Source organism: Ancylobacter sp. IITR112, from assembly GCF_041415945.1.
Classification (GTDB): domain Bacteria; phylum Pseudomonadota; class Alphaproteobacteria; order Rhizobiales; family Xanthobacteraceae; genus Ancylobacter.
On the sequence record NZ_JBGCUS010000001.1, the window covers coordinates 1,792,351 to 1,816,997 of the forward strand.

Here is a 24,647-nt window from a genome sequence, read left to right on the forward strand (position 1 = left end):
AGGCTCGGCTCCTGGCTGCATATCGGCCGAAGAAGATCAGAACTTGACGTTCAGCTTGGCGGTGAAGCTCTGGTCCGAGAGATCGGAACCGAACATCCCGCCATAGGCGATGCCGACGGCCGCGATGGGGGAAACGGCGAGGTCGAGCCCGGCCTCCACCACCAGCGCGTTTTCGGCCAGCGGCACGCCGGACACTGCGAATGGCAGGCTGCCCGACGCGTAGGTCATGCTCACCGAAGGATCGGTGTCGCCGAAGGCCGCGCTCCACCCCACCATGCCCTTGGCGGTCGCCGCGAGGCTGCCGAGGTTGAAGCTGTTGCTCGCCCTGAGCCCGAGCGTGGAAAAGCCGGTGCTCATGGTCTCGCTGGCCCCGGAGAGCGCCGCCACCCCGCCCGCTTCGGTGAAGCCATCGGTGCTGAGATTGACATAGGCGAGGTTCACGAACGGCTCCAGCGTCGCGCCGTTCACGGCGAACCCATAGCCCAGCTCGCCGAACACCTGGAACGTCCCCCCATCCGAGCTGCTGGAGAGCTGGTCGGAGAAGCCGGGGAAGGCGACACCGCGTTCCGTCTCGATATCGTGCCATGTATAGGCAAGACCCGAACGGAACGCGGCCGGCCCCCAGCTCGTCCCCGCAAAGAGGCCGAGGGAATAGTCGTCGCTGGAACCCGATGACGCACGGTCGCTGCCGTCGAAATCGCTGTGGCTGTAGCCGGCCAGGGCGCCGATGCGCCAATTGTCGAACAGCACGCCGTCCGCGCCCAGGAAGACGCCGCCAATGGTGCGGCTCAGTTCGGCCGCGTTGGCGTCGCCGCCGAAATCACCCCAGGAGCCGAAGCCCTGCACCCACATGCCCGGCGCCTCGCCCTCCACCGTGCGCAGGCGGTCCCAGGCGGCATTGCGCAGGAACCGGCTGTCTTCCAGCAACGCGGTCTGGATCGAGGCGTGGATCTCGCCTGAGAGCTGATCGAACGCCCCCTGAACCGCGCCCACCGAAGCGAGGTCCAGCACAGCGTCATAGACGGCATTGCCGCTGCCGAGGCTCTCCGTTCCCGCGCCGGCCGCGCGCTGGTTGGCCGTGGCGCCGACGGAGGCGAAGCTGCGGCCGTTGCGGCTCACCAGGAGATCGACGTTATAGGCGCTGGTCAACACGGAGAAATCCAGGAAGACCGACTGGGCATCCACCCCTAAGAACTCGCCGCTGATGCCGTTCGTCGTGCTCAGGATCCTGTAGGTCGTGCCCAGATCATATTGGGAACCGCTGGCCACCCGGACCGTACCGCCATTCAGCGTGGCGGTATTGGCCTGGATCTCATCGACTCCGTCGACCGTGCTGATGTTCACCTCATAGACGGAGCCTGGCTGGAAGGTGACGTTGCCCGCCACGGTGAGCAGACCCGGCATGCCTGCGGAGCCGGGCGAGACCACCGAACCCGCATTGGCGGTGAGCGAACCGATGAAGCCCGATCCTCCGAGGAAGGCGCCGTCGCCGACCGAGAAAGCCGTGTTCGTCAACCCGCCGTCCACATAGAGGCTGCCGCCGAGCACGGAGAAGTTCGTGATCTCTGTGTTGTTACCGGTGAGGGCGGCGGTGCCGGTTCCCACCTTCTCGAAGATGCCGAAGCCGATGAACTGTTCGCCCTCGTCAATCGAGCCATCCCCATCGAGCCGGGACACGTCGAAGAGCATATAATCGGCGCCGCCGAGGCGGAACGTATCGGCACTGCTATAGGCCTGGACATTCCCGGTGACGGTGGCCCCGCCCTGCAGCTCGAAGCTGTTCACGCCGCCGGTGAACTCCACCGCCGCCGCGCGGGTGACGCCGTCGCCGCCGAGGCCGCCGGCGATGCTGCCGTCGGGGCCGAGTATGACGTTGAGGTTCTGGCCGAGGATACCCGCCCCGCCGAGCCCGGCGTCACCGCTGAAATAGGCCACGCCGCCGGCGCCACCGTCGCCGCCGGTCACGGCGCTCTGAACCGTCAGCGTGAACCCGCTCGGATCGGTGAAGTACAGGCCGGTGCCGCCCGTGCCGCCATCGGCGCCGGTGGCAATGGCGACTCCGCCCGCGCCGCCGGCGCCGCCGGTGACATCCACAGTCAGCGTGCCGGCGCCCGTGCCGGTGACCACGGCGCCCCAGCCGCCCGCGCCGCCACCGCCGCCATAATAATCGCCCCCTCCGCCAACCCCGCCACCCCCGCCGGTGACGGCGTCGGTGGGGAGGGCCGCGCCGACATAGCCATGAGCACCGCCGCCGCCGCCACCGCCGGCATCCCCGGAACCGTCATTCGCGCCCAATCCGGCCTCACCGGCGGCGCCGGGTGAGGCGCCCCCCGCGCCGCCCGCATTGGAATTGGCGCCCTGCACACCCGTGCCGCCGGTCCCGCCCGTCTCGCCCGCGCCGCCGCCGCCGCCACCGCCGGTGCTGGCGCTGTCCTGACCCGCATTGCCCGCGCCTGTCGCGCTGTCAGTGCCGCCCACGGCTTCATTGTAGCCTGCGCCATTGCCGCCCGTCGCGTGGGCGCCGCCGCAGGCGACCGTCACCAGCGCCAGGGCGGACACGCCCGACATCAGCAGCCTGAGGGCGAAGGGCAGGACCGAGCGGGGCTCAATATGGCGAGGGATGGGCCGAGCGAAAACGGTCATGGTTCTTCCCTTGGAAACAAAGGTTTGTCAGCGGCGGAGCGCCTGCGCATCGCGGCGCGGAACGAAGCCTTCACCGCGACGCGCAGGCGACCGCCAGACGTCCGGCGCGCTGTCCCACGGGGCTGGTGTGGAGCCAGCGCGCCTGGCCGCTGACGCAATTGCACGGTGAAGAGATGGGCCGCAGCGGCCAGAACCCGCAACCGGCATTACGCAAGCACTATCGGGATTGCGAAGGGCCGGCGGCATTGCCTTGCCGTGTCGCTTTCCGGCAACAGCGAGCCAGTATTCAGTCACGCAGAGGTTGTGCCAGGGCCTGCTGCAGCGTCTGCGAGGGCCGTTCGCCGTAGCGTTGCCGGTAGAGTCGGGAGAAATCACCGAGATTGGTGAAATACGCGCCTGCGATGGCGGTCAGCGTGGCGCCGGGACGGGCGGCGAGGATCCTCTCACGCACCTTCTCCAGCCGCCGGTCCGCGGCCCATTGCAGCGGCGTCCGGTCAAAGGCCGCCCGAAACGCATATTGCAGGCTGCGGGCCGACAGCCCGCTCACCTTTTCAAGGTCGCTGAGGGTGATGCGCTCGGTCAGATGCGCGTCGATATAGTCGCAGGCCCTGTTCAGCCCGCGCGTGCCGCGTGCCAGCGGCGGGCTCTCGCCGAAGAACAGCTCCGGGTGAAGCAGAAGCAGCGCGGTGCGCAGGAGCATGTCGTCCAGACCGGCGCGGGCGATCCGCGCCGGGTCGCCATTCATGGCGTTCACGAAAGCCATCTGCTGGAACAGCAACTGGGCGAAGTCGACGCCGCCGAAGGAAAGCTTCAAGCTGCGCGGTGTCGTGTAGTCTGGCGTCGAGCCGCGATCATCTGGCGGCTCGCCGCGCATGCCGGCCACTATCCCGCCCAGCACCGCCGGCTCGATATCCAGCGCCACCACCGAACGGGCGGTCGATTCGCCGGCGCACCCGCCGGGTGGCAGCATCACCGCGCTTCGTCCCGCGCCCCATTCGAGGGTACGCCCTTCGCACATTGTTCGGATCATGCCGTGAAAGGGCACCATCAGGACGCCGATGCTGGCGCCGTCGGCTTCAAATCGCACAGCCGAAGAAGCCGCGGCGACGAGCCGCGCCGACCCGGCCCTGAGCATCGCCGCACGACTGAGGAAAGGGACGTGGCGGCTGGCGGGACTGTAGACGGTTCTCGCCGTGCCGGCCCGGGTCAGCGTTTCTGACATATGGTCGGCATCGGCGAATTCGACCACCTGATCGCTGCCAAAGGCCAGCGGTGGTACGCGCGGGGCGGAGGTCGATTTCCGGGTCATAGGCCGTGAAAGGGCCCGCCAAGAGGTGAAAGAGCGCTATTATACCTCAGAGGTAGTGGGCAGAACCGCGTTCGGTCAAGATCGAAGTCACGCGGAACGGTGGTGCCGTTCCCGAACCGCCATCTGCCCGCCCAGTCCATGCAGACATCGTCGGCATTGAGCCAGTTCGCGGTGGACGCGTCCCATCTGCCGTCACCGCCCTGCGTCGTGCCGCCTCCTATCCGTCAGCGCATCGGTGCCGGAGGAGATGCGATAGACGCCGACACCGTAGCCCAGCCCCGGCATGATATTCAGCGTTCCGTCCATGGTGAGCGTGCCCGCGGCGAACAGCGTATTGGCGTCGACGCTGCCCAGGACCACACGGATGGTCGCGCCGTCCTGCAGGACGAGGGAGGTGAGGGTCGCGCTGCCGCCGCCCGTCAGCGTACCGTCGGCACCCACGACAGCGCACCGCCCCGCACGGCCCCGTCCGCCAGGACCAGTTCCCCAGCCGCCACCGTGGTGGTGTCGCCGAAGCCGCTGCTGTCGCCGGTGAGCTTGAGGGTGCAGCCGCCCGGCCTGGTCAGGGCGCCAGTGCCGGAAAGCGTGCCGCCCAGGGTGAGGACGGTGCCGTCATCCGTCTGGAAGATGCCGCTGCTGCCACCCACCGCCACATTGCGCGCCGCTGTCATGGTCTCCGTGCTCGCCGGCGTGCCGCCGGCGACGGTGATGCCGCCGGCAGCGGCGCCGAGCGCCGGATCCGCCGAGATGGTGACCCGGCCCGCGCCGATGGTGGTGCCGCCGCCCAGATTGGTCTGGTTGGCGATGCTGAGAATGCCGCTCTGCACCTCGGTGCCCGCAGGGGCCGAGGTCGCGGCGGTGTAGGTGTTGACGCTCGTCAGGATGAGCGTGCCGGTTCCGGTCTTGATCGGGGTCGTGCGCGCAGAAGCATTGCTGACGGGTCCGCCGGAGAGCGTGCCGGACAGGGTCAGTATCCCCTCCCGCGAGATCCGGGCGCCATCCCGTCCCACTCTGATGTCCAGATGGGCGGCCGTTATCTCGGCGAGCCCGTGGCCTGCGAACTGGCATCGGGGCGGGAGAAGCGACGGGCCGAGAACCAGGTCGGGCTGAGGCGCGAGCGCTTCTTCACGCCGCGTCTGGCGGCCTCGGTCAGCCGAGACGGTGCTCAGAACAGTGCTCGCACGTCTTCCCCCGCAGGTGCGGATTCAGCGGACGTTCTCTATCCGTAACGTGACGACTATTTCACCGATCAGCGTGTTTCAACCTGATCGGATCAGGCTCCGTAGATCACTTCACTGTTTCACGGAGACAGTGAAGTGATCTAATTCCCTGCTTAGGCGCGTTTTCTTCACGCGAACCCGCGTGCATGTCGCCCAAAACGCCCTACACCCCGGTGATGACGCCGGCCCACAGGCCGATCATGGCGACGAACAGCGCGATGGATGCGAGAGCGGCGGCTTCCTGAACGAGAACACGGATCATGTCGACCTCCATGGAACATAGAGAGAACATGACTCCCGCAATCCACAAGATCAACCCATGTTCTCTTTTCGTTCCGTCTCATGGTTGACGAAACGAAAACGGCTCGGTCGTTCTGCCGAATCGGCGTTCCGCGCCTAAGCCGAGATCCACCCCTTCAGGCGAGTTCCACCACTTGCCCCTCGCGCAGCGTCACGCGCCGGTGCATGCGGTCGGCAAGGTCGAGATTATGGGTGGCGATCACCGCCGCCAGCCCCGTCGCCTCCACCAGCTGCGAGAGCGCGTGGAACACATGGTCGGCGGTGTGCGGGTCGAGATTGCCGGTCGGCTCGTCCGCCAGCAGCACGCGCGGCGCATTGGCGACCGCGCGGGCGATGGCGACGCGCTGCTGCTCGCCGCCGGAAAGCTCGCCCGGACGATGTTCCAGCCTTTTGCCGAGACCGAGATAGCTCAGCAATTCCTTCGCCCGCTGCGCCGCTTCCCGGCGCGGCAGGCCGCGGATCATCTGCGGCAGCATCACATTCTCCTGCGCCGAGAATTCGGGGAGCAGGTGATGGAACTGATAGACGAAGCCGACATCCACCCGGCGGATGCGGGTGCGCTCGGCGTCCGACAGGCCGGCCGTGCCGGTGTCGCCGATGAACACCTCGCCGGCGTCCTGATGTTCCAGCAGCCCGGCAATGTGGAGAAGCGTCGACTTGCCGGTGCCGGAGGGCGCGACCAGCGCCACCGACTGGCCTTCCAGCACGGTAAAATCGGCGCCGCGCAAGATCTCCAGCGTGCCCTCGCCCTGCGCGTAGCGGCGCTCGATACTCTCCAGCCGCAGCGCGGCCCGTGGGGGTGCGGTCGTCATCGGGCCCCTCCTATTCGTAGCGCAGCGCTTCCACCGGATCGAGGCGCGCGGCGCGCCAGGACGGGTAGAGCGGGGCGAGAAGGGAGAGGATGAGCGCCATCAGCACCACGGTGGCGGTTTCCCCCGCGTTCAGCTCGGCCGGCAGGCGGCTGAGATAATACAGCTCCGGCGAGAACAGCTCGGTGGCGGTGAGCCAGGAGATGAACTGGCGGATTTCCTCGACATTCAGGCAGACGATGAGGCCCAGCAGAAAGCCCGCCAGCGTGCCGACCACGCCGATGGCGGCGCCGGTGACGAGGAAGATGCGCATGATCGCGCCGCTGGTGGCGCCCATGGTGCGCAGAATGCCGATATCGCGGCCCTTGTCCTTCACCAGCATGTTGAGGCCGGAGACGATGTTGAAGGCGGCCACCACCACGATCAGCGTCAGGATCAGGAACATCACGTTCCGCTCCACCTGCAGCGCGTTGAAGAAGGTGGCGTTACGCTGGCGCCAGTCGACAATGTAGATCGGCCGCTCCGCCGCCGCCTGCACCAGCGGCCGGTAGCGCTCCACATCGTCGGGATGGTCGACATAGACCTCGATGGCGGTCACATCGCCATCCTTGTTGAAATAGGCCTGGCTCTCCGCCAGCGGCATGAAGACGAAGGCGCTGTCATATTCCGACATGCCGATCTCGAACACCGCCGCGATCTTGTAGACTTTTATGCGCGGCGTGGTGCCCATGGGGGTCACCGCGCCACGCGGGGCGACAAGGGTGAGATTGTCGCCCGCCTGCAGCGACAACTGGTCGGCAAGGCGCTTGCCAATGGCGACGCCCGAGCCCTCGTCGAAACCGTCCAGCGTGCCGGCGCGGATATTGGAGCCGATGGCCGGAAGCGCCCGCAGGCTGGCCTCGGAAAGGCCGCGCACCAGCACGCCGCCGGCATTGAAGGCGGAGGAGGCGAGCGCCTGCCCTTCCACCAGCGGCACGGCGAGCTTCACGCCCGGCACGCCGGCAATGCGCTTGGCCACCGCGTCATAATCGGTCAGCGGGCCGTCAATGGGCTGCACCAGCATGTGGCCGTTCAGCCCGAGAATCTTCGACAGCAGCTCGGTGCGGAAGCCGTTCATGACAGCCATGACGATGATGAGCGTCGCCACGCCGAGCATGATGCCGAGAAAGGAGAAGCCGGCGATGACCGAGATGAAGCCCTCCTTGCGGCGGGCGCGCAGATAGCGCAGCGACAGCATCCACTCGAAGGCGCTGAACGGCCGGGAGCTTGTCGGTTCCCCGCCGGGTTGCGATTTCGCTGTCTTGGTTCGACGCGCTGCGCTCTTGGCCGCCATGCCTGCTCCGCCCTTCGCCCGGCCCTGATCGGCCGCGCGCGTCCTCTACTCAACCGGTGATGCGCTCCAGCGCCGCCGCGATGGACAGCGTCTCGCGCGACCCGTCGGCCCGCCGCTTCAGCTCCACGGTGCCGGCCGCAAGGCCCTTGGGGCCGACGATGATCTGCCAGGGAAGGCCGATCAGATCGGCGGTGGCGAATTTCGAGCCCGGCCGCTCCTCGGTGTCGTCATAGAGCACATCGACGCCACTTTCGCTCAGCGCGGCATAGATCTGCTCGCACGCCGCGTCCGTCCCGGCATCGCCGACCTTGAGGTTCAAGAGGCCGACGCGGAACGGGGCGATCGCCTCCGGCCAAATGATGCCGTTCTCGTCATGCGACGCCTCGATGATCGCCGCGACGAGACGCGACGGACCGATGCCGTAGGAGCCCATATGCACGGGCGTCTCCACGCCATCGGGGCCCGTCACCTTGGCGCCCATCGGCTCGGAATATTTGGTGCCGAAATAGAAGATGTGACCCACCTCGATGCCGCGCGCCGAGACCCGCTGTTCCTCGGGAATCGCCGCGAAGGCCTCTTCGTCATGCTTTTCTTCCGTGGCCGCATAAAGGCTGGTCCAGCGGTTCACGATCTCTTGCAGCCCGGCCGGATCGCGGAAGTCGACGCCCGCCTCCGGCGTGGCCATGTCGAGATAGTCAGCATGGCAGAACACCTGGCTCTCGCCGGTGGAGGCGAGGATGATGAACTCATGGCTGTGATTGCCGCCGATCGGGCCGGTGTCGGCGACCATGGGAATCGCCTTCAGCCCCAGCCGGGCGAAGGTTCTGAGATAGGCGACGAACATGCGGTTATAGGCGACGACCGCGCTCTCGAAGTCGAGGTCGATCGAATAGGCGTCCTTCATCAGGAATTCGCGCGAGCGCATGACGCCGAAGCGCGGACGCACCTCGTCGCGAAACTTCCACTGGATGTGGTAGAGATTCAGCGGCAAGTCCTTGTAGGACTTCACATAGGCGCGGACGATCTCGGTGAGCATCTCCTCATTGGTCGGCCCGTAGAGCATGTCGCGCTCATGCCGGTCCTTGATGCGAAGCATCTCCTTGCCATAGTCGTCATAGCGCCCGCTTTCGCGCCAGAGATCGGCCGACTGGATGGTCGGCATCATGATCTCGATGGCGCCGGAGCGGTTCTGCTCCTCGCGGATGATGGCGCAGATCTTGTCGAGCACGCGCTTGCCCAGCGGCAGCCACGCATAGATGCCGGCGCTCTCCTGCCGGATCATGCCGGCGCGCAGCATGAAGCGGTGCGAGACGATTTCCGCTTCCTTCGGGACTTCGCGGAGGATGGGAAGGAAGTAGCGGGACAGGCGCATCAGCGGAAACTCACGATTCGGCCGGGATCGGCTGCGTGGCGGCGATGGCGGAGTGAAACCGGATCGCCCCACAAAACACAAGCCCTTGCCCCGGCGGCGCGGAAGAATGGCGCAAAGACTGCCTCAACTTAGGGCTTGCTGCCGGTAACGCGCCCAATTTTGTTGCATCGCACCATACTCGTATTGCGACGCAAGGATGACAAGGTTCTAATTTTTGCTAGAGTGCCGGCCTCTAGAAAGAGGTCCGCTGAACGCTTTGAGAAGCGTGCTGATCGGTCCAGGTCTCGGGAGGAATGACGGCTAAGAAAGCCCCCTGGCGGACGCCGAAACGGCGCGGAATCAGGTGCGGGCGGCCAGACAAGGAAGGCGGGACCTCGGTCCCGCCTCTTTTTTTGCCTTCATGCCCGCTCTGCGGCCTATTTGGTCTCGTAGAGCTGGAACGGCATTGGGAACATATCGACATTCAGCCGGTCGGTTTCCACCAGCCAGGCGAAGAGCAGCACCAGGATGGCGGAGATCACGGTCGTCGCCAGCGCCTTGCGCAGCAGCATCGGCCGCTGCGGCGCGCCCGGCTCGGTGCCGTCCTCGACCGCGCCATCCTCATGCTGCGAGCGCACGCCGAACGGCAGGACGGTGAAGATCACCACCCACCAGACGATGAAATAGATCGCGATATAAGTGCCGACGCCCATGGTGCCGCCTCACGCCTGTTCGAGTTCCACCAGCGTGCCGAGGAAATCCTTGGGGTGCAGGAACAGCACCGGCTTGCCATGCGCGCCGAGGCGCGGCTCGCCGGAGCCCAGCACCCGCGCCCCCGCCGCCAGCAGGCGGTCGCGGGCGGCGAGGATGTCGTCGACCTCGTAGCAGAGATGATGGATGCCGCCTTCCGGGTTGCGTTCAAGGAATTTGGCGATCGGCGAACCCTCCCCGAGCGCGCCGAGCAGCTCGATCTTGGTGTTGGGCAGGGTGACGAACACCGTGTTCACCCCGTGCTCCGGCTGCGGTGTGACGCCGGACACCTGGCCGCAGAGCGTATCGCGATAGGTGGCAATCGCCGCCTCAAGGTCCGGCACGGCGATGGCGACATGGTTCAGACGGCCGATCATCAAGGCTCCCTCCCCGGCTCGGCCGCGCCTGCCCTAGGCACCGCCGGCCCGTCCGTCATACCGTGATGACGAGCACATGGCAGAGCGGCTTCTTGCCCCAGGCGGCGTTGATCTGGGCGCGCACTGCGCGCGTCACCGATTCCGCGACCGCGTCCGGGTCGCGCCGGCGCGGCTTGGGCAGGCCGTCGAGGCAGTTCAGCACCGCGTCTTCCACCACCTCGTCGAGCGGCGTGCCGCCAATACCGAGGCGCGGCAGGCCGGACAGGTCGATCATGGGATCGCCGACCACCTCGCCCTTGGACGACATGGCGATGGCGACCGACACCAGCCCGCTGAAGGAGAGCCGCCGCCGCTCGGAGATCGCCGGGTCCTCGGCGCCGACCAGCACCTGCCCGTCCTTGTAGAGCCGGCCAGACGGAATCTCCTCGATCACCTCGGCACCAAGCGCGGGGTCGGCGCTGATCAGGCGCACCACATCGCCATCCACCAGCCGGATCACCTCGCGCACGCCCATGCGGCGGGCGAGCTCGGCATGTTCGGACAGATGCAGCGGCTCGCCATGCACCGGCACCGCCACCTGCGGGCGCAGCCACTGGTACATCTGCTCCAATTCGCCCCGGCGCGGATGGCCGGAGACATGCACCAGCCCGTCGCGGTCGGTGATGACCTTGATGCCCTGCAGCACCAGAGCGTTGATGATGCGGTTCACCGCCCGCTCATTGCCGGGAATGGTGCGGGAGGAGAAGATGACATGGTCGCCCGGCGACAGGGCGATGTCGGGATGGTCGTCATCGGCGATGCGCGCCAGCGCCGCGCGCGGCTCGCCCTGGCTGCCGGTGAGGATAGCGACCACCTTGTCGCGCGGCAGGAAGCCATAGGCGTCGACGGGACGGAAGGGCGGCAGGCCGTCGAGCATGTGCTGCTCGCGCGCCACGCCGATCACCCGCTCCATCGCCCGCCCGACAAGCACCACCTCGCGCCCCGCCTTCACCGCCGCCTCGGCGATGGAGCGGATGCGCGCCACATTGGAGGCGAAGGTCGTCACCGCGACACGGTGCGGCGCGGCGGCGATCAACTCGCCGAGTGCGGCCTGCACATCCACTTCCGAGGGCGAAATGCCGTCGCGGATGGCGTTGGTGGAATCGCAGATGATCGCCCGCACGCCCTCATCGCCCAGCGCGGTGAAGCGCGCGGGATCGGTGACGTTGCCGACCACGGGGGTCGGGTCGATCTTCCAGTCGCCCGTATGCACCACCAGCCCGAGCGGGGTGCGGATGGCGAGCGAATGGCTGTCGGGAATCGAATGCGCGACCGGCACGAATTCCACGTCGAACGGACCAATCCGGGTCCGCCCGCCGGTCGGCACGATGTGGAAGGGAATCTTCGGCGCACCCGGCTCACCCAGGCGCCGCGCCTCCGCCAGCGCATGGGTGAAGGGCGTGGTGTAGACCGTGCAGCCAAGGCGCGGCCACAGATCCACCAGCGCGCCGATATGGTCCTCGTGCCCGTGGGTGATGACGAGGCCGGCGAGGTTGCCGGCATCCGCCTCACGTTCCAGAAAGCCGACATCAGGCATGATCAGGTCGATACCCGGCACCTCCGGCGGGGCGAAGGAAATGCCGAGATCGACCGCGAGCCATTTGCGCCGGTTGCGTGGCCCCAGACCGTACAGCCCGAGATTCATCCCGATCTCGCCCACCCCTCCGAGAGGGGCGAAGACCAGTTCGTCCGGCCACTTGCTCACATTCCTGCCTTTCACCCTGACGCGGCGGGCGTGGGAAACACGTCGCCGGCGCTGATCGTCTCGCGCACGCCGTCATGGCGGCGCAGAACCATGGCACCTGAAGAATCCAGTGCCTCGAATACTCCCGCAACCTCCCGGCTGCCAAGTCGCGCCGTCATCGCCTTGCCGAGCCCGCTGGCCCGGCTCAGCCACGCTTCACGGATATGACCGAAGCCTGCCCCCCCGGCCCATTCCGCCAGCCGCGCACGCATCGCCGCATCCAGCGCCGCGAGCAGCGCCGGGGGATCGGTGGGATAGCCTGCGGCGGCGAGATCCGTGGTGGGATAGGGCGTGTCGGCGGGGTGGTGGGCGCAGTTGACGCCGAAGCCGATCACCGTCGCCGCCCACCCACCCGGCACCGCCGCGCCTTCCAGCAGGATGCCGGCGAGCTTGGCGCCGTCGATCATCACATCATTCGGCCATTTGAGGCTGATGCGCAGCGGATCAATGCCGGTGACCGCCCGCACCGCGTCGTACAGCGCCAGGGCGGCGACAAAGCAGAGTTCGGGCTGGTGCGCCGGCGAACCCGCATCCCTCAGCAGCAGCGAGGCATAGAGATTGCCGGGTTCCGACACCCAGGGCCGACCGCGCCGGCCGCGCCCCCCGGTCTGCCGCGCCGCGACGAACCAGCAAGGCGCCGCGCCGCCCGTCCGGGCCAGCGCGGCTTCATTGGTGGAACCGACGGTGTCGAAGCGAACGACCGGCGTCGCGACCGGCGTGAGCGCCATCCTCAGAAAAGCGCCCGTGCCGCCGCCCCGGCCGCCGCGATCAGCGGCGCGGGATACACAAAGAACAGCAGGGTGAAGGCGCCGGAAATGGCCAGCACCACCCGCGGCTCCGAGCGCATCGGTTCGAAGGGCGCCGCCGGCTCGTCGAAATACATGATCTTGACGATGCGCAGATAGTAGAAGGCGCCGACCACGCTGGTGAGAACGCCGATCACCGCCAGACCGTACAGCCCGGCCTCGATCGCCGCCAGGAACACATAGTATTTCGCGAGGAAGCCGGCGAGCGGCGGAATGCCGGCGAGCGAGAACATCAGCACCGCCAGCATGAACGCCTTCACCGGGCTGGTATGGGCGAGGCCGGCGAGTTCGTCATAGGTCTCGACCATGCCGTCCTTGCGCCGCATGGAGAGGATGCAGGCGAAGGTGCCGAGCGTCATGACGAGATAGATCGCCATATAGACCAGCACGCCCTGCACGCCCTGCGCCGTGCCGGCGGCAAGGCCGACCAGCGCGAAGCCCATATGGCCGATGGAGGAATAGGCCATCAGCCGCTTGAAGTTGCGCTGGCCGATGGCGGCGAAGGAGCCGAGCGCCATGGAGGCGATGGAGACGAAGACGACGATCTGCTGCCACTGATGCACCACATTGGGCAGTGCTTCCATGGCGAAGCGCACGAACACCGCCATGGCCGCGACCTTCGGCGCCGAGGCGAAGAAGGCGGTGACCGGGGCCGGAGCGCCCTCATAGACATCCGGCGTCCACATGTGGAACGGCACCGCCGAGACCTTGAAGCACAGGCCGGCGAAGGTGAACACGATGCCGAAGATCAGGCCGAGCGAGGGCTCGCGCGCCGCCTCGGCGATCTGGGCGAAATTCACCGAGCCGGTGAAGCCATAGATCAGCGAGGCGCCATAGAGCAGCATGCCGGAGGACAGCGCGCCGAGGACGAAATATTTCAGGCCGGCCTCGGTGGAGCGCACGGAATCGCGGTTATTGGCCGCGATCACATACAGCGCCAGACTCATCAGTTCGAGGCCCATATAGAGCGCGATGAGATCGCCGGCCGAGATCAGCACCATCATGCCGAGGGTCGAGAGCAGGACCAGGACCGGATATTCGAAGCGGTCCTGCTTCTCGGTCTTCAGCCAGTCCACCGACATGGCCAGCGTCCCGCCGGCGCCGACCAGCGCCAGCACCTTCATGAAGCGGCCAAAGGCATCGACCTGGAAGGCACCGTGGAACAGCGTCGCCTCGCCGGGGCCGATCAGCACCAGCACCAGCGCGCCGAACAGCGCGGCGAGCGCCAGCCCGTTCACCGTGTCGGTCGATTTCGGCCCGGCATAGGCGCCGAGCATCAGCAGCGCCAGGGCGGAGAGCGCCAGCAGCAATTCGGGCAGCGCGGGGCCGAGCGCGGCGAGGGAGAGGGTCATTGGACGGGCTCCGCGATGGTCATGTGTCGGATCAAGGCAGCACCAGCGCGGCGGCCCGGATGGCGCCGGCGGCGACATCGGCGCGGGCAACGATCGCGTTCACCGCGACGTTGCAGGCGTCGAGGATCGGCTGCGGCCAGACGCCGAACAGGATGGTGAAGAACAGCAGCGGAACGAGCGTGACCAGTTCGCGCGGGTTCACGTCGCGGATGCTCTTCAGGCTTTCCTTTTCCAACGCACCGAAGACGACCCGGCGGTACAGCCAGAGCGCATAGGCGGCGGAGAAGACGACGCCGGTGGTGGCGAAGAAGGCAACCCAGGTGTTGCGCCCGAAGGCCGCCAGCAGGGTGAGGAACTCACCGATGAAGCCCGACGTGCCCGGCAGGCCGACATTGGCCATGGTGAACACCATGAACAGTGTGGCGTAGACCGGCATGCGGAAGACAAGCCCGCCATAGGCCGCGATCTCGCGGGTGTGCATGCGGTCATAGAGCACGCCCACGCACAGGAACAGCGCGCCCGAGACGAAGCCGTGGCTGACCATCTGGAACACAGCGCCCTGGATGCCTTCCTGGGTCATTGTGAAGATGCCCATCGTCACATAGCCCATATGGGCGATGGAGGAATAGGCGATCAGCTTCTTCATGTCGTCCTGCCGCAGGGCGACCAGCGACGTGTAGATGATGGCGATCACCGAGAGGGCGAAGACGAAGGGCGCGAAATAGGCGGAGGCCTCGGGGAACATGGGCAGCGAGAAGCGCAGCAGCCCGTAGCCCCCCATCTTCAGCATGATGGCCGCCAGGATCACCGAGCCCGCCGTCGGCGCCTCGACATGCGCGTCGGGAAGCCAGGTATGCACCGGCCACATCGGCATCTTCACCGCGAAGGAGGCGAAGAAGGCGATCCAGAGCCAGTACTGCATGCCCGCCGGGAAATCATGCTTCAACAGGACTGCGATGTCGGTGGTGCCCGACTGCCAGTAGATCGCCATGATGGCGAGCATCATCAGCACCGAGCCGGCCAGCGTGTAGAGGAAGAACTTGAAGGCCGCGTAGACCTTTCGCCCATGTCCCCAGATGCCGATGATGAGGAACATCGGGATCAGGCCGCCTTCGAAGAAGAAGTAGAACAGCAGCAGATCGAGCACGGAGAAGGTGCCGATCATCAGCGTTTCCAGCACCAGGAAGCAGATCATGTACTCCTTGACGCGGTGCTGGATCGCATCCCAGCTCGCCAGGATGCACATCGGCATCAGCAGCGTCGTCAGCAGCACGAAGGGCAGCGAAATGCCGTCAACGCCCATGCGGTAGGCCGCGACATCGCCGAGCCACGCCTGATACTCGACGAACTGGAAATCCGGGTTCGACGGATCGAAGCCGAACAGCAGCAGCAGCGAGATGGCGAAGGTGACGAGCGTCGCCCACAGCGCCACCCAGCGGGCATTGCGCTTGGCCACCTCATCATCGCCGCGGATCATAAGGATGATCAGCAGCGCACCGACGAGCGGCAGGAAGGTAACGACGGAGAGAATGGGCCACTCATACATCAGTGCGCGCCCCCGAACATGAACCAGGTGATGAAGGCCGCGACACCCACCAGCATCACGAAGGCATAGTGGTAGAGATAGCCGGTCTGCAGCCGCACGACGCGGTTGGTCACGTCGATGACCCGGGCCGACACGCCATTGGGGCCGTAGCCGTCAATGACCCGCATATCGCCCTGCTTCCACAGGAAGCTGCCGAGCCACAGGGTCGGACGCACGAACAGGAAGTCATAGAGCTCGTCGAAATACCACTTGTTGAGCAGGAAGCGGTACAGCACGTCGTTCTGCTTCGCGAGCGCCTTCGGCACCGCCGTGTTGGCGACATACATCCAGTAGGCCAGGCCGAAGCCCATCGCCATCATCGCCGTCGGGGCCCATTTCGCCCAGAACGGAATGTGGTGCATCTCTTCCAGGATCTTGTTGTCGGAGGCCATGAAGATCGACTCCCGGAAGAAGTGATCGACATCGTGCCCGACAAAGTACGGGTAGAGGATCATGCCGGCGAACAGCGCCCCGAACGACAGCACGCCGAGCGGAATGAGCATGGTCAGCGGCGATTCATGGGCGTGATCGTAGGTGTGGTGATCGGCCCGCGTCTTGCCATGGAAGGTCATGAACATCTGCCGCCAGGTGTAGAAGGCGGTGAGCGCCGCCGCCGCCACCGTCATCACCCAGGCATAGGTGGCGAAGGGGCTGTGGCTGACAAAGGCAGTCTCGATGATCGCGTCCTTGGAATAATAGCCGGCGGTGAAGGGGAAGCCGGTGAGAGCCAGGCCGCCGATCATCATCGTGCCGTAGGTGAAGGGGATCTTCCGCCACAGCCCGCCCATATGGCGCATGTCCTGCTCGTGGTGCATCGCGGTGATGACCGAGCCGGCCGCGAGGAACAGCAGAGCCTTGAAGAAGCCGTGGGTCAGCAGGTGGAACACGCCGACCGAATAGGCCCCGGTGCCCAGCGCGGTGAACATGTAGCCGAGCTGCGAACAGGTGGAATAGGCGATCACCCGCTTGATGTCATTCTGCACGCAGCCGATGGTCGCCGCGAAGAAGGCCGTGGAGGCGCCGACGAACAGCACCACATTCAGCGCCGTCGGCGACAGTTCGAACAGGGGCGACAGGCGCGCCACCATGAACACGCCAGCGGTGACCATGGTCGCGGCATGGATCAGCGCCGACACCGGGGTCGGGCCTTCCATCGCGTCCGGCAGCCAGGTGTGCAGGCCGAGCTGCGCCGACTTGCCCATGGCACCGATGAACAGCAGCAGGCAGATCACCGTCGGCGCGTGCCACTCATGGCCGAGGAACAGGATGTTCTTGTCCATCAGCGCGGGTGCCGCGGCGAAGACCTGTTCGAACGCCACCGACCCGGTCATCAGATACACCGCGAAGATGCCGAGGGCGAAGCCGAAATCGCCGACGCGGTTGACGATGAACGCCTTCATCGCCGCCGCGCAGGCCGACGGCTTGTCGTACCAGAAGCCGATCAGCAGATAGGAAGCGAGGCCCACCCCTTCCCAGCCGAAGAAAAGCTGCACCAGATTGTCACTGGTCACCAGCGTCAGCATGGCGAAGGTGAACAGCGAGAGATAGGCGAAAAAGCGCGGGCGGCTGGGGTCTTCGTGCATGTACCCCATGGAGTAGAGATGCACCAGCGAGGACACCGTGGTGACCAGGATCAGCATCACCGCGGTCAGCGTATCGACGCGGATCGACCAGGTGACATCGAGCTTGCCCGACGCCATCCATGTGAACAGCTCGACAGTGCCCGACTGACCGCCGAAGGCGGTCTGGAAGAACACGATCCACGCGAAGAACGCGGAGATCATGAGCAGCCCGGTCGTCACCAGCTCCGAGGCGCGCGCGCCGATCAGCCGGCCGAACAGGCCGGCGATGAAAAAGCCGACAAGGGGGAGAAATACGATCGCCTGGTGCATGAATGCCCGCTCAGCCCTTCATGGTGTTGATGTCCTCGACGGCGATCGACCCGCGATTGCGGTAGAACACCACGAGGATGGCGAGGCCGATGGCGGCCTCGGCGGCGGCGACCGTCAGCACGAACAGGGCGAAGACCTGCCCGACGATGTTGCCGAGGAAGACGGAGAAGGCGACGAGGTTGATGTTCACCGCCAGCAGGATGAGCTCCACCGACATCAGGATGACGATGACGTTCTTCCGGTTGAGGAAGATGCCGAGCGTGCCGAGCGTGAACAGGATCGCCGCGACGGTCAGATAGTGCGGAAGGCCGATCGCCATGGCTCAGAGCCCCTTGCCGGAAGGCACCTTGACGACATCAATCGCCATCGCCTTGGTGCGCGCGTTCTGGACCGGAATGCTCTGGCGCTTGACGTTCTCCTTGTGGCGGAGCGTCAGCACGATGGCACCGATCATGGCGACGAGCAGGATGAACCCGGCCGCCTGGAAGAAATAGACATAATCCGTGTACAGCACCCGGCCGATCGCCACCGCGTTCGACACCTCGGGCGTCGCCGAGGTGACCGCGCCGGTGACGCCGGCGCCGAAGCTCCAGGAACCGACGACAAGCACCAGCTCGGCGAGGAACACCATGCCGATCAGCACGCCGACCGGCAGGTATTGAAGGAAGCCCTGGCGCAGCTCGACGAAATCCACGTCCAGCATCATCACCACGAACAGGAACAGCACCGCCACCGCGCCGACATAGACCACGATGAGCAGCATCGCGATGTATTCGGCGCCGATCAGGATGAACAGGCCGGAGGCGTTGACGAAGGTCAGGATCAGGAACAGCACCGAATGGACCGGGTTCCGCGACGCGATGACCATGAAGGCCGAGGCCACGGCGACCCCGGCGAAGAGATAGAAGAACAGCGCGGCGAGGCTCATGCCCGGCACCCCCCAGTCATTCCGGCGCCCGCCGTCACGGCGGTCGCAGCGCGAACGGCCCTAGCGGCCCTTATCGTTTCGGTCGTCACGTTCCCAGCCCCCAGCGCTCAACGGTACGGCGCGTCAAGCGCCATGTTGCGCGCGATCTCGCGCTCCCAGCGGTCGCCATTCGCGAGCAGCTTGGCCTTGTCGTAATAGAGTTCCTCGCGCGTCTCGGTGGCGAACTCGAAGTTCGGTCCCTCGACGATGGCATCGACCGGGCAGGCTTCCTGGCAGAAGCCGCAATAGATGCACTTCACCATGTCGATGTCGTAACGGGTGGTGCGGCGGGTGCCGTCATTGCGGCGCGGGCCGGCCTCGATGGTGATGGCCTGCGCCGGGCAGATCGCCTCGCACAGCTTGCAGGCGATGCAGCGCTCTTCCCCATTGGGGTAGCGGCGCAGCGCGTGCTCTCCGCGGAAACGCGGCGACACCGGGTTCTTCTCGAAGGGATAGTTGATCGTCGCCTTCGGCTTGAAGAAATAGCGCATCGCCAGGAAGAACGCCGAGACGAACTCGGTGAGCAGTAGCTGGCGTGCGGCCAGATCCAATCTCATGTCGCTCTCCTCAATCGGCCAGAGCCACGGCAAGGCCGAAGCCCGCCAGCGGCATCGAAACGGCGAAGACACGGATCACGGTCTTCCACCACGAAATCACGCCCGCGAGCTGATCAGCGCTCAGTTTGCGGGCTTCCTTGGAACCGCGGATCGAGGTTTCGACGATCCCCGGCAGTATGAACCATTCGAGTGCGCCGAACACCGCACCCGCCAGAGCCCCCGCCCAGCCAAGGGCGGACGCCTGCATCAGGGCCTGAAGCGTGCCCTCATCCATCTCATCCCCCCGCCGCCGCAAGGCCGGTGAAGTGCAGCACAGCGGCCACGATCACCACCATCGCCAGCGAGATCGGCAGGAACACCTTCCAGCCGAGCCGCATGAGCTGGTCGTAGCGGTAGCGAGGCACCATCGCCTTCACCATGGCGAACATGAAGAAGACCAGCAGCACCTTGAGCAGGAACCACACGATGCCCGGCACCCAGGTGAAGGGCGCCACCGGCACCGGCGGCAGCCAGCCACCCATGAACAGGATGGCGGTCAGCGCGCACATGGTCATGATCGCCACATACTCGCCGAGCATGAACATCATGTACGGGGTGGAGCCGTATTCCACCATGAAGCCGGCGACCAGTTCCGATTCCGCTTCGCCGAGATCGAAGGGCGGGCGGTTGGTCTCAGCCAGCGCCGAGATGAAGAAGATCACGAACATCGGGAACAGCGGCAGCCAGTACCAGCCCAGGATGCCCCAGGAGGTGTTCTGCGCCTCGACGATGGCCGAGAGGTTCAGCGAGCCGGCGCACAGCAGCACGGTGACGATGACGAAGCCGATGGAGACCTCATAGGACACCATCTGCGCCGCCGCGCGCAGCGCCGACAGGAACGGGTATTTCGAGTTCGACGCCCAACCGGCCATGATGGTGCCGTACACGCCGAGCGAGGAGATCGCGAAGATGTAGAGCACGCCGACATTGATGTCGGCCACCACCCAGCCCGCGTCGATCGGCACCACGGCCCAGGCGGCGAGCGCCAGCAGGCAGGTGACGAAGGGGGCCAGCAGGAACACGCCCTTATTGGCGCCGTCCGGGATCACCGGCTCCTTCAGCACGAACTTGATCAGGTCGGCGAAGGACTGGAACAGGCCGAACGGCCCGACCACGTTGGGGCCGCGACGCAGCTGCACCGCCGCCCAGATCTTGCGGTCGGCCAGCAGCACATAGGCGACGATGATCAGCAGGCCGACCAGCAGCGCGAGGCTCTGGGCGACGATGATGAGCACCTGGATCAGCGTGTCGAACCAGCTTGTTTCGGTCATGTGCTCCCTCCCCTCACTCGGCCGCCGCCGCGTGGCGGCTGGACGCGAGCGCGGAGCATTCCGCCATGACGGCGGAGGCGCGGGCGATCGGATTGGTGAGGTAGAAATCGGTGACGGCGGCGGCGAAGGGCCCGCTCGCCGGCGTACCGGCGGACGAGGCCAGCGCGCTCACGCCCGCCGCATCGGCCGGAGAAACATGGTCGATGCGGGCCAGATGCGGATAGGCCGCATAGAGCGCGGCACGAAGCTGCGCCAGGCTGTCGAAGGGCAGGCGATGGCCGACCACATCGGACAGCGCGCGCAGCACCGCCCAGTCCTCGCGCGCCTCCCCGGGCGGGAAGGCGGCGCGGTTGGCGATCTGCACCCGCCCTTCCGTGTTCACATAGGTGCCGGACTTCTCCGTATAGGCCGCGCCCGGCAGGATCACGTCGGCGCGATGGGCGCCGCGATCGCCATGGGTGCCGAGATAGACGACGAAGGCGCCGGGAGCGATGTCGATCTCGTCCGCGCCGAGCGCGAACAGAACGTCGACCCCGCCCGGATTGGTCATCGCCACCGCGTCGAGCCCGCCCTCGCCCGGCACTGCGCCGATATCGAGCGCGCCAACTCGCGAGGCCGCCATGTGCAGCACGGAGAAGCCGTTCCAGCCCTCCGTCACCGCGCCGACGGCGCCCGCCAGCCGCGCCGCCTGCGCCAGCACCGCCGCCCCGTCGGGACGGGCGAGCGCGCCCTGCCCGATCAGGATCAGCGGACGCTGCGCGCCCTTCAGCACCTCGGCGAAGCCGCCGCCATTGACGAGATCGGCCAGCGTGTCGGTGCCGGCGCCGAGATAGTCATAGGGATAGGTCAGGTCGACATGCGGGCCGACCAGCCCGATGGGGAAATTGCCCTGCAGCCAGCGCTTGCGGATGCGGGCATTGAGCACGCTCGCTTCAAGGCGCGGATTGGAGCCGATGATCAGCAGCGCGTCGGCCTGCTCGATGCCGGCGATGGTCGCGTTGAACAGATAGCTGGCGCGGCCGAGCGCCGGGTCGAGCTTCGCCCCATCCTGCCGGCAGTCGATGTTGGCCGAGCCGAGCGAGGCGAGCAGCGACTTCAGCGCGAACGCTTCTTCCACCGAGGCGAGATCGCCGACCAGACCGCCGATGCGATTGCCCGGCACGGCCTTCACCTTGGCCGCGATGGCGGCGAAGGCTTCCGGCCAGCTCGCGACCTTCAGCTTGCCGTTCACCCGCACATAGGGGCGATCGAGGCGCTGGGTCTTGAGGCCATCCCAGATGTAGCGGGTCTTGTCGGAGATCCACTCCTCGTTCACGTCCTCGTTGAGACGCGGGAGGACGCGCATGACCTCGCGGCCGCGCGTGTCGACGCGGATGTTGGAGCCGACAGCGTCCATCACGTCGATGGATTCGGTCTTGGACAGCTCCCACGGGCGGGCGTGATAGGCATAGGGGCGCTGGGTCAGCGCGCCGACCGGGCACAGATCGGCGACATTGCCCTGCAGCTCCGAGGACAGCGCCGCTTCCAGATAGGTGGTGATCTCCATGTCCTCGCCGCGCCCGATGGCGCCGAGCTCGGCCACGCCCGCCACCTCGGTGGTGAAGCGCACGCAGCGTGTGCACTGGATGCACCGGGTCATGGAGGTCTTGATCAGCGGGCCGATATACTTGTCTTCGACCGCGCGCTTGTTCTCGGCATAGCGGGACGTGTCCACGCCATAGGCCATGGCCTGGTCCTGCAGGTCGCACTCGCCGCCCTGGTCGCAGATCGGGCAATCGAGCGGGTGGTTGATGAGCAGGAACTCCATCACCCCTTCGCGCGCCTTCTTCACCATGGGCGACTTGGTGAGGATGACCGGCGGCTCGCCATTCGGGCCGGGGCGCAGGTCGCGGACGTTCTGCGCGCAGCTCGCCGTCGGCTTGGGCGGGCCGCCCTTCACCTCAACCAGACACATGCGGCAATTGCCGGCGATGGACAGGCGCTCATGGAAGCAGAAGCGCGGGATTTCCGCGCCCGCCGCCTCGCAGGCCTGGAGCAGCGTGAACTCCGGCGGAACATCCAGCTCGATGTCGTCGACGATGATCTTGGCCATGATGCTCTCTTACTCCGCCGCCACCGGCACCGGGTCGGAATGCGGATTCGCCGAATACTGGTCGATCCGCTTTTCGATCTCGGGACGGAAATGCCGGATCAGGCCCTGCACCGGCCACGCCGCCGCGTCGCCGAGCGCACAGATGGTGTGGCCCTCGACCTGGGTGGTGACCTGAAGCAGAAGGTCAATCTCGCGCTTCTGCGCCCGGCCCACAACCATGCGGTCCAGCACGCGCCACATCCAGCCCGTTCCCTCGCGGCAGGGCGTGCACTGGCCGCAGCTCTCGTGCCGGAAGAAATAGGAGATGCGCGCGATGGCCTTCACCACATCGGTGGACTTGTCCATCACCAGCACGCCGGCGGTGCCGAAGCTCGACTTCACCGCGCGGCAGCCGTCGAAATCCATGATCAGGTCGGCGCACTGCTCGGCCGGGATGATCGGGCAGGACGCGCCGCCGGGGATGATGGCCAGCAGATTGTCCCAGCCGCCGCGCACGCCGCCGCCATGCTTCTCGATCAATTCCTTGAACGGGATGCTCATCGCCTCTTCGACGATGCAGGGCGTGTTCACATGGCCGGAAATGCCGAACAGCTTGGTGCCGACATTGTTGGCCCGGCCGATGGACGAGAACCACGCCGCGCCGCGCCGCAGGATGGTGGGCGCAACGGCGATGGATTCGACGTTGTTCACCGTCGTCGGGCAGCCATAGAGGCCGACATTCGCCGGGAAGGGCGGCTTCAGCCGCGGCTGGCCCTTCTTGCCCTCAAGGCTTTCCAGCAGCGCGGTTTCTTCGCCGCAGATATAGGCGCCGGCGCCATGGTGGACATAAATGTCGAAGTCCCAGCCATGCACGTTGTTCTTGCCGATCAGCCGGGCCTCATAGGCCTGGTCGACCGCGGCCTGAAGGTTTTCCCGTTCCTGGATGAATTCGCCGCGCACATAGATATAGGCCGCGTGCGCGCCCATGGCGAAGCCGGCGATCAGGCAGCCCTCGACCAGATGGTGCGGGTCGTGGCGCAGGATCTCGCGGTCCTTGCAGGTGCCGGGCTCGGATTCGTCGGCATTGACGACGAGGTAATGCGGCCGCCCGTCATTATTCTTGGGCATGAACGACCATTTCAGGCCGGTCGGGAAGCCGGCGCCGCCGCGCCCGCGCAGACCCGACGCCTTCATATGCTCGATGATGAAGTCGCGGCCGGCATCGAGGAACAGCTTGGTGCCGTCCCACGAGCCGCGCTTCAGCGCGCCCTGCAGCCCCCAGTCATGGTGGCCGTAAATATTGGTGAAGATGCGATCCTTGTCGGCAAGCATGGTTCGCTCCTCATTCCGCCTTCGGGTCCGCCTTGCCGCCGGGCGGCGGGGCGACGGGCTTCTTGGGCTTCTCCTTGTCGGCCTCGCCGGCCGCCTCGACCGCCTTCGCGGCGGGCGCGGCAGCGGGGGCCGGATCGCTCTTCGGCGGGGGCGGCGGCGCCGCAGCCGCGGCGGCCGGTGCCGGCGCGGCCGGGGCGGTGCCGCCATTGGCCTTGGCCGCCAGCGCTTCGCGCGCGAGGGCGAGGCCGGCGCCCTGCCCGACCATCGAGCCGTCGAAAAGTTCCGGCGAGGTCAGGACCCGCAGGCCGCTGACCGGCGCCGAGGTGAAACGGCCGTTCTGCGGGCCGGGCGCGGGATGCTCGCCGCGCTCGAACGCATCGAGTATCCTGTCGAGATCCGCCGGCGTCAGGTCTTCATAAACGTCCTTCCACACCTGGATCATCGGCGCGTTGACGCAGGTGCCGGCGCACTCGACCTCTTCCCACGACAGTTCGCCGCTGGCGGACAGGTGGAAGGGCTCTTCATGGATGCGGCGCTTGCACACCTCCATCAGCTCGCCGGCGCCGCGCAGCATGCAGGGCGTGGTGCCGCACACCTGGATATGCGCCCGCTTGCCGACCGGCTGGAGCTGGAACTGGGTGTAGAAGGTCGCGATCTCATAGACGCGGATCGGCGCCATGCCGAGCATGTCGCCGACATAGCGCATCGCCGGCTCGGACACCCAGCCGCCCGCCTGCTCCTGCGCGCGCATGAGCAGCGGAATCACCGCGCTGGCCTGCCGGCCGGGCGGGTATTTCGCGATGGTCTTCTCGGCCCAGGCGAGATTCTCGTCCGTGAACGCGAAGCTCTCGGGCTGAACCTCTTTTGGCGCAAGCCTACGGACAGACATGCCGTACCCTT

Annotated in this window: 22 protein-coding genes; all 22 read right to left on the minus strand. The window is 66.5% G+C overall.

The genetic code is table 11. The features are described 5' to 3' along the window. Positions 1-36: 36 nt before the first annotated feature. On the minus strand, positions 37-2,643 hold the full coding sequence (locus tag AAC979_RS08575; RefSeq protein ID WP_371346423.1) for an autotransporter domain-containing protein: 2,607 nt from the start codon (positions 2,641-2,643) through the stop codon (positions 37-39). A 286-nt stretch (positions 2,644-2,929) separates the two neighbouring features. Beyond that, a complete protein-coding gene (locus AAC979_RS08580; protein WP_371346424.1) occupies positions 2,930-3,892 on the minus strand; it encodes a helix-turn-helix domain-containing protein in 963 nt (320 codons plus the stop codon). A 252-nt stretch (positions 3,893-4,144) separates the two neighbouring features. Next, positions 4,145-4,393, minus strand: coding sequence for a hypothetical protein (locus AAC979_RS08585; protein ID WP_371346425.1), 249 nt, complete (start codon positions 4,391-4,393; stop codon positions 4,145-4,147). Then, on the minus strand, positions 4,372-4,962 hold the full coding sequence (locus AAC979_RS08590; protein ID WP_371346426.1) for a hypothetical protein: 591 nt from the start codon (positions 4,960-4,962) through the stop codon (positions 4,372-4,374). Before AAC979_RS08590 ends, AAC979_RS08585 begins: the two co-directional genes overlap by 22 nt. Positions 4,963-5,588: 626 nt before the next feature. After that, positions 5,589-6,284, minus strand: coding sequence for an ABC transporter ATP-binding protein (locus tag AAC979_RS08595; RefSeq protein WP_371346427.1), 696 nt, complete (start codon positions 6,282-6,284; stop codon positions 5,589-5,591). A gap of 10 nt (positions 6,285-6,294) precedes the next feature. Continuing rightward, a complete protein-coding gene (locus tag AAC979_RS08600; RefSeq protein ID WP_371349029.1) occupies positions 6,295-7,518 on the minus strand; it encodes a lipoprotein-releasing ABC transporter permease subunit in 1,224 nt (407 codons plus the stop codon). A gap of 145 nt (positions 7,519-7,663) precedes the next feature. Next, complete coding sequence (gene proS / locus AAC979_RS08605; protein ID WP_371346428.1) at positions 7,664-8,986, minus strand: proline--tRNA ligase; 1,323 nt, start codon at positions 8,984-8,986, stop codon at positions 7,664-7,666. Between the two features lie 416 nt (positions 8,987-9,402). Continuing rightward, positions 9,403-9,678 carry a DUF1467 family protein gene (locus tag AAC979_RS08610; RefSeq protein ID WP_371346429.1) on the minus strand — a complete coding sequence of 92 codons (276 nt, stop codon included), beginning with the start codon at positions 9,676-9,678 and terminating at the stop codon, positions 9,403-9,405. Between the two features lie 9 nt (positions 9,679-9,687). Continuing rightward, positions 9,688-10,092, minus strand: coding sequence for a methylmalonyl-CoA epimerase (mce, locus tag AAC979_RS08615; RefSeq protein ID WP_371346430.1), 405 nt, complete (start codon positions 10,090-10,092; stop codon positions 9,688-9,690). Between the two features lie 55 nt (positions 10,093-10,147). Then, complete coding sequence (locus AAC979_RS08620) at positions 10,148-11,776, minus strand: ribonuclease J (protein ID WP_371349030.1); 1,629 nt, start codon at positions 11,774-11,776, stop codon at positions 10,148-10,150. 71 nt (positions 11,777-11,847) lie between these two features. Next, positions 11,848-12,603, minus strand: a complete 756-nt coding sequence (locus AAC979_RS08625) for a biotin--[acetyl-CoA-carboxylase] ligase (protein ID WP_371346431.1) — start codon at positions 12,601-12,603, stop codon at positions 11,848-11,850. A 2-nt stretch (positions 12,604-12,605) separates the two neighbouring features. Continuing rightward, positions 12,606-14,033, minus strand: a complete 1,428-nt coding sequence (nuoN, locus tag AAC979_RS08630) for an NADH-quinone oxidoreductase subunit NuoN (protein WP_371346432.1) — start codon at positions 14,031-14,033, stop codon at positions 12,606-12,608. A gap of 31 nt (positions 14,034-14,064) precedes the next feature. Beyond that, a complete protein-coding gene (locus tag AAC979_RS08635; protein WP_371346433.1) occupies positions 14,065-15,579 on the minus strand; it encodes an NADH-quinone oxidoreductase subunit M in 1,515 nt (504 codons plus the stop codon). Further along, positions 15,579-17,510, minus strand: coding sequence for an NADH-quinone oxidoreductase subunit L (gene nuoL / locus AAC979_RS08640; RefSeq protein WP_371346434.1), 1,932 nt, complete (start codon positions 17,508-17,510; stop codon positions 15,579-15,581). Before nuoL ends, AAC979_RS08635 begins: the two co-directional genes overlap by 1 nt. A 10-nt stretch (positions 17,511-17,520) precedes the next feature. Further along, positions 17,521-17,829: an NADH-quinone oxidoreductase subunit NuoK gene (gene nuoK / locus AAC979_RS08645; protein WP_244376396.1), complete on the minus strand. Its 309-nt coding sequence runs from the start codon at positions 17,827-17,829 to the stop codon at positions 17,521-17,523. A 3-nt stretch (positions 17,830-17,832) separates the two neighbouring features. Then, the gene (locus AAC979_RS08650; RefSeq protein ID WP_371346435.1) at positions 17,833-18,438 is read right to left on the minus strand and encodes an NADH-quinone oxidoreductase subunit J; all 606 of its coding nucleotides are present in this window, start codon (positions 18,436-18,438) and stop codon (positions 17,833-17,835) included. Positions 18,439-18,545: 107 nt separating this feature from the next. Next, entirely contained in the window at positions 18,546-19,034 is a 489-nt protein-coding gene (gene nuoI / locus AAC979_RS08655; protein WP_018963955.1) for an NADH-quinone oxidoreductase subunit NuoI, read from the minus strand. Positions 19,035-19,044: 10 nt separating this feature from the next. Beyond that, positions 19,045-19,308 carry a hypothetical protein gene (locus AAC979_RS08660; protein WP_371346436.1) on the minus strand — a complete coding sequence of 88 codons (264 nt, stop codon included), beginning with the start codon at positions 19,306-19,308 and terminating at the stop codon, positions 19,045-19,047. Position 19,309: 1 nt separating this feature from the next. After that, positions 19,310-20,344 carry an NADH-quinone oxidoreductase subunit NuoH gene (gene nuoH / locus AAC979_RS08665; protein WP_371346437.1) on the minus strand — a complete coding sequence of 345 codons (1,035 nt, stop codon included), beginning with the start codon at positions 20,342-20,344 and terminating at the stop codon, positions 19,310-19,312. Between the two features lie 13 nt (positions 20,345-20,357). Next, complete coding sequence (nuoG, locus tag AAC979_RS08670; protein WP_371346438.1) at positions 20,358-22,436, minus strand: NADH-quinone oxidoreductase subunit NuoG; 2,079 nt, start codon at positions 22,434-22,436, stop codon at positions 20,358-20,360. A gap of 9 nt (positions 22,437-22,445) precedes the next feature. Continuing rightward, a complete protein-coding gene (gene nuoF / locus AAC979_RS08675) occupies positions 22,446-23,747 on the minus strand; it encodes an NADH-quinone oxidoreductase subunit NuoF (protein WP_371346439.1) in 1,302 nt (433 codons plus the stop codon). 10 nt (positions 23,748-23,757) lie between these two features. Beyond that, entirely contained in the window at positions 23,758-24,636 is an 879-nt protein-coding gene (gene nuoE, locus AAC979_RS08680) for an NADH-quinone oxidoreductase subunit NuoE (RefSeq protein WP_371346440.1), read from the minus strand. Positions 24,637-24,647 lie beyond the last annotated feature (11 nt).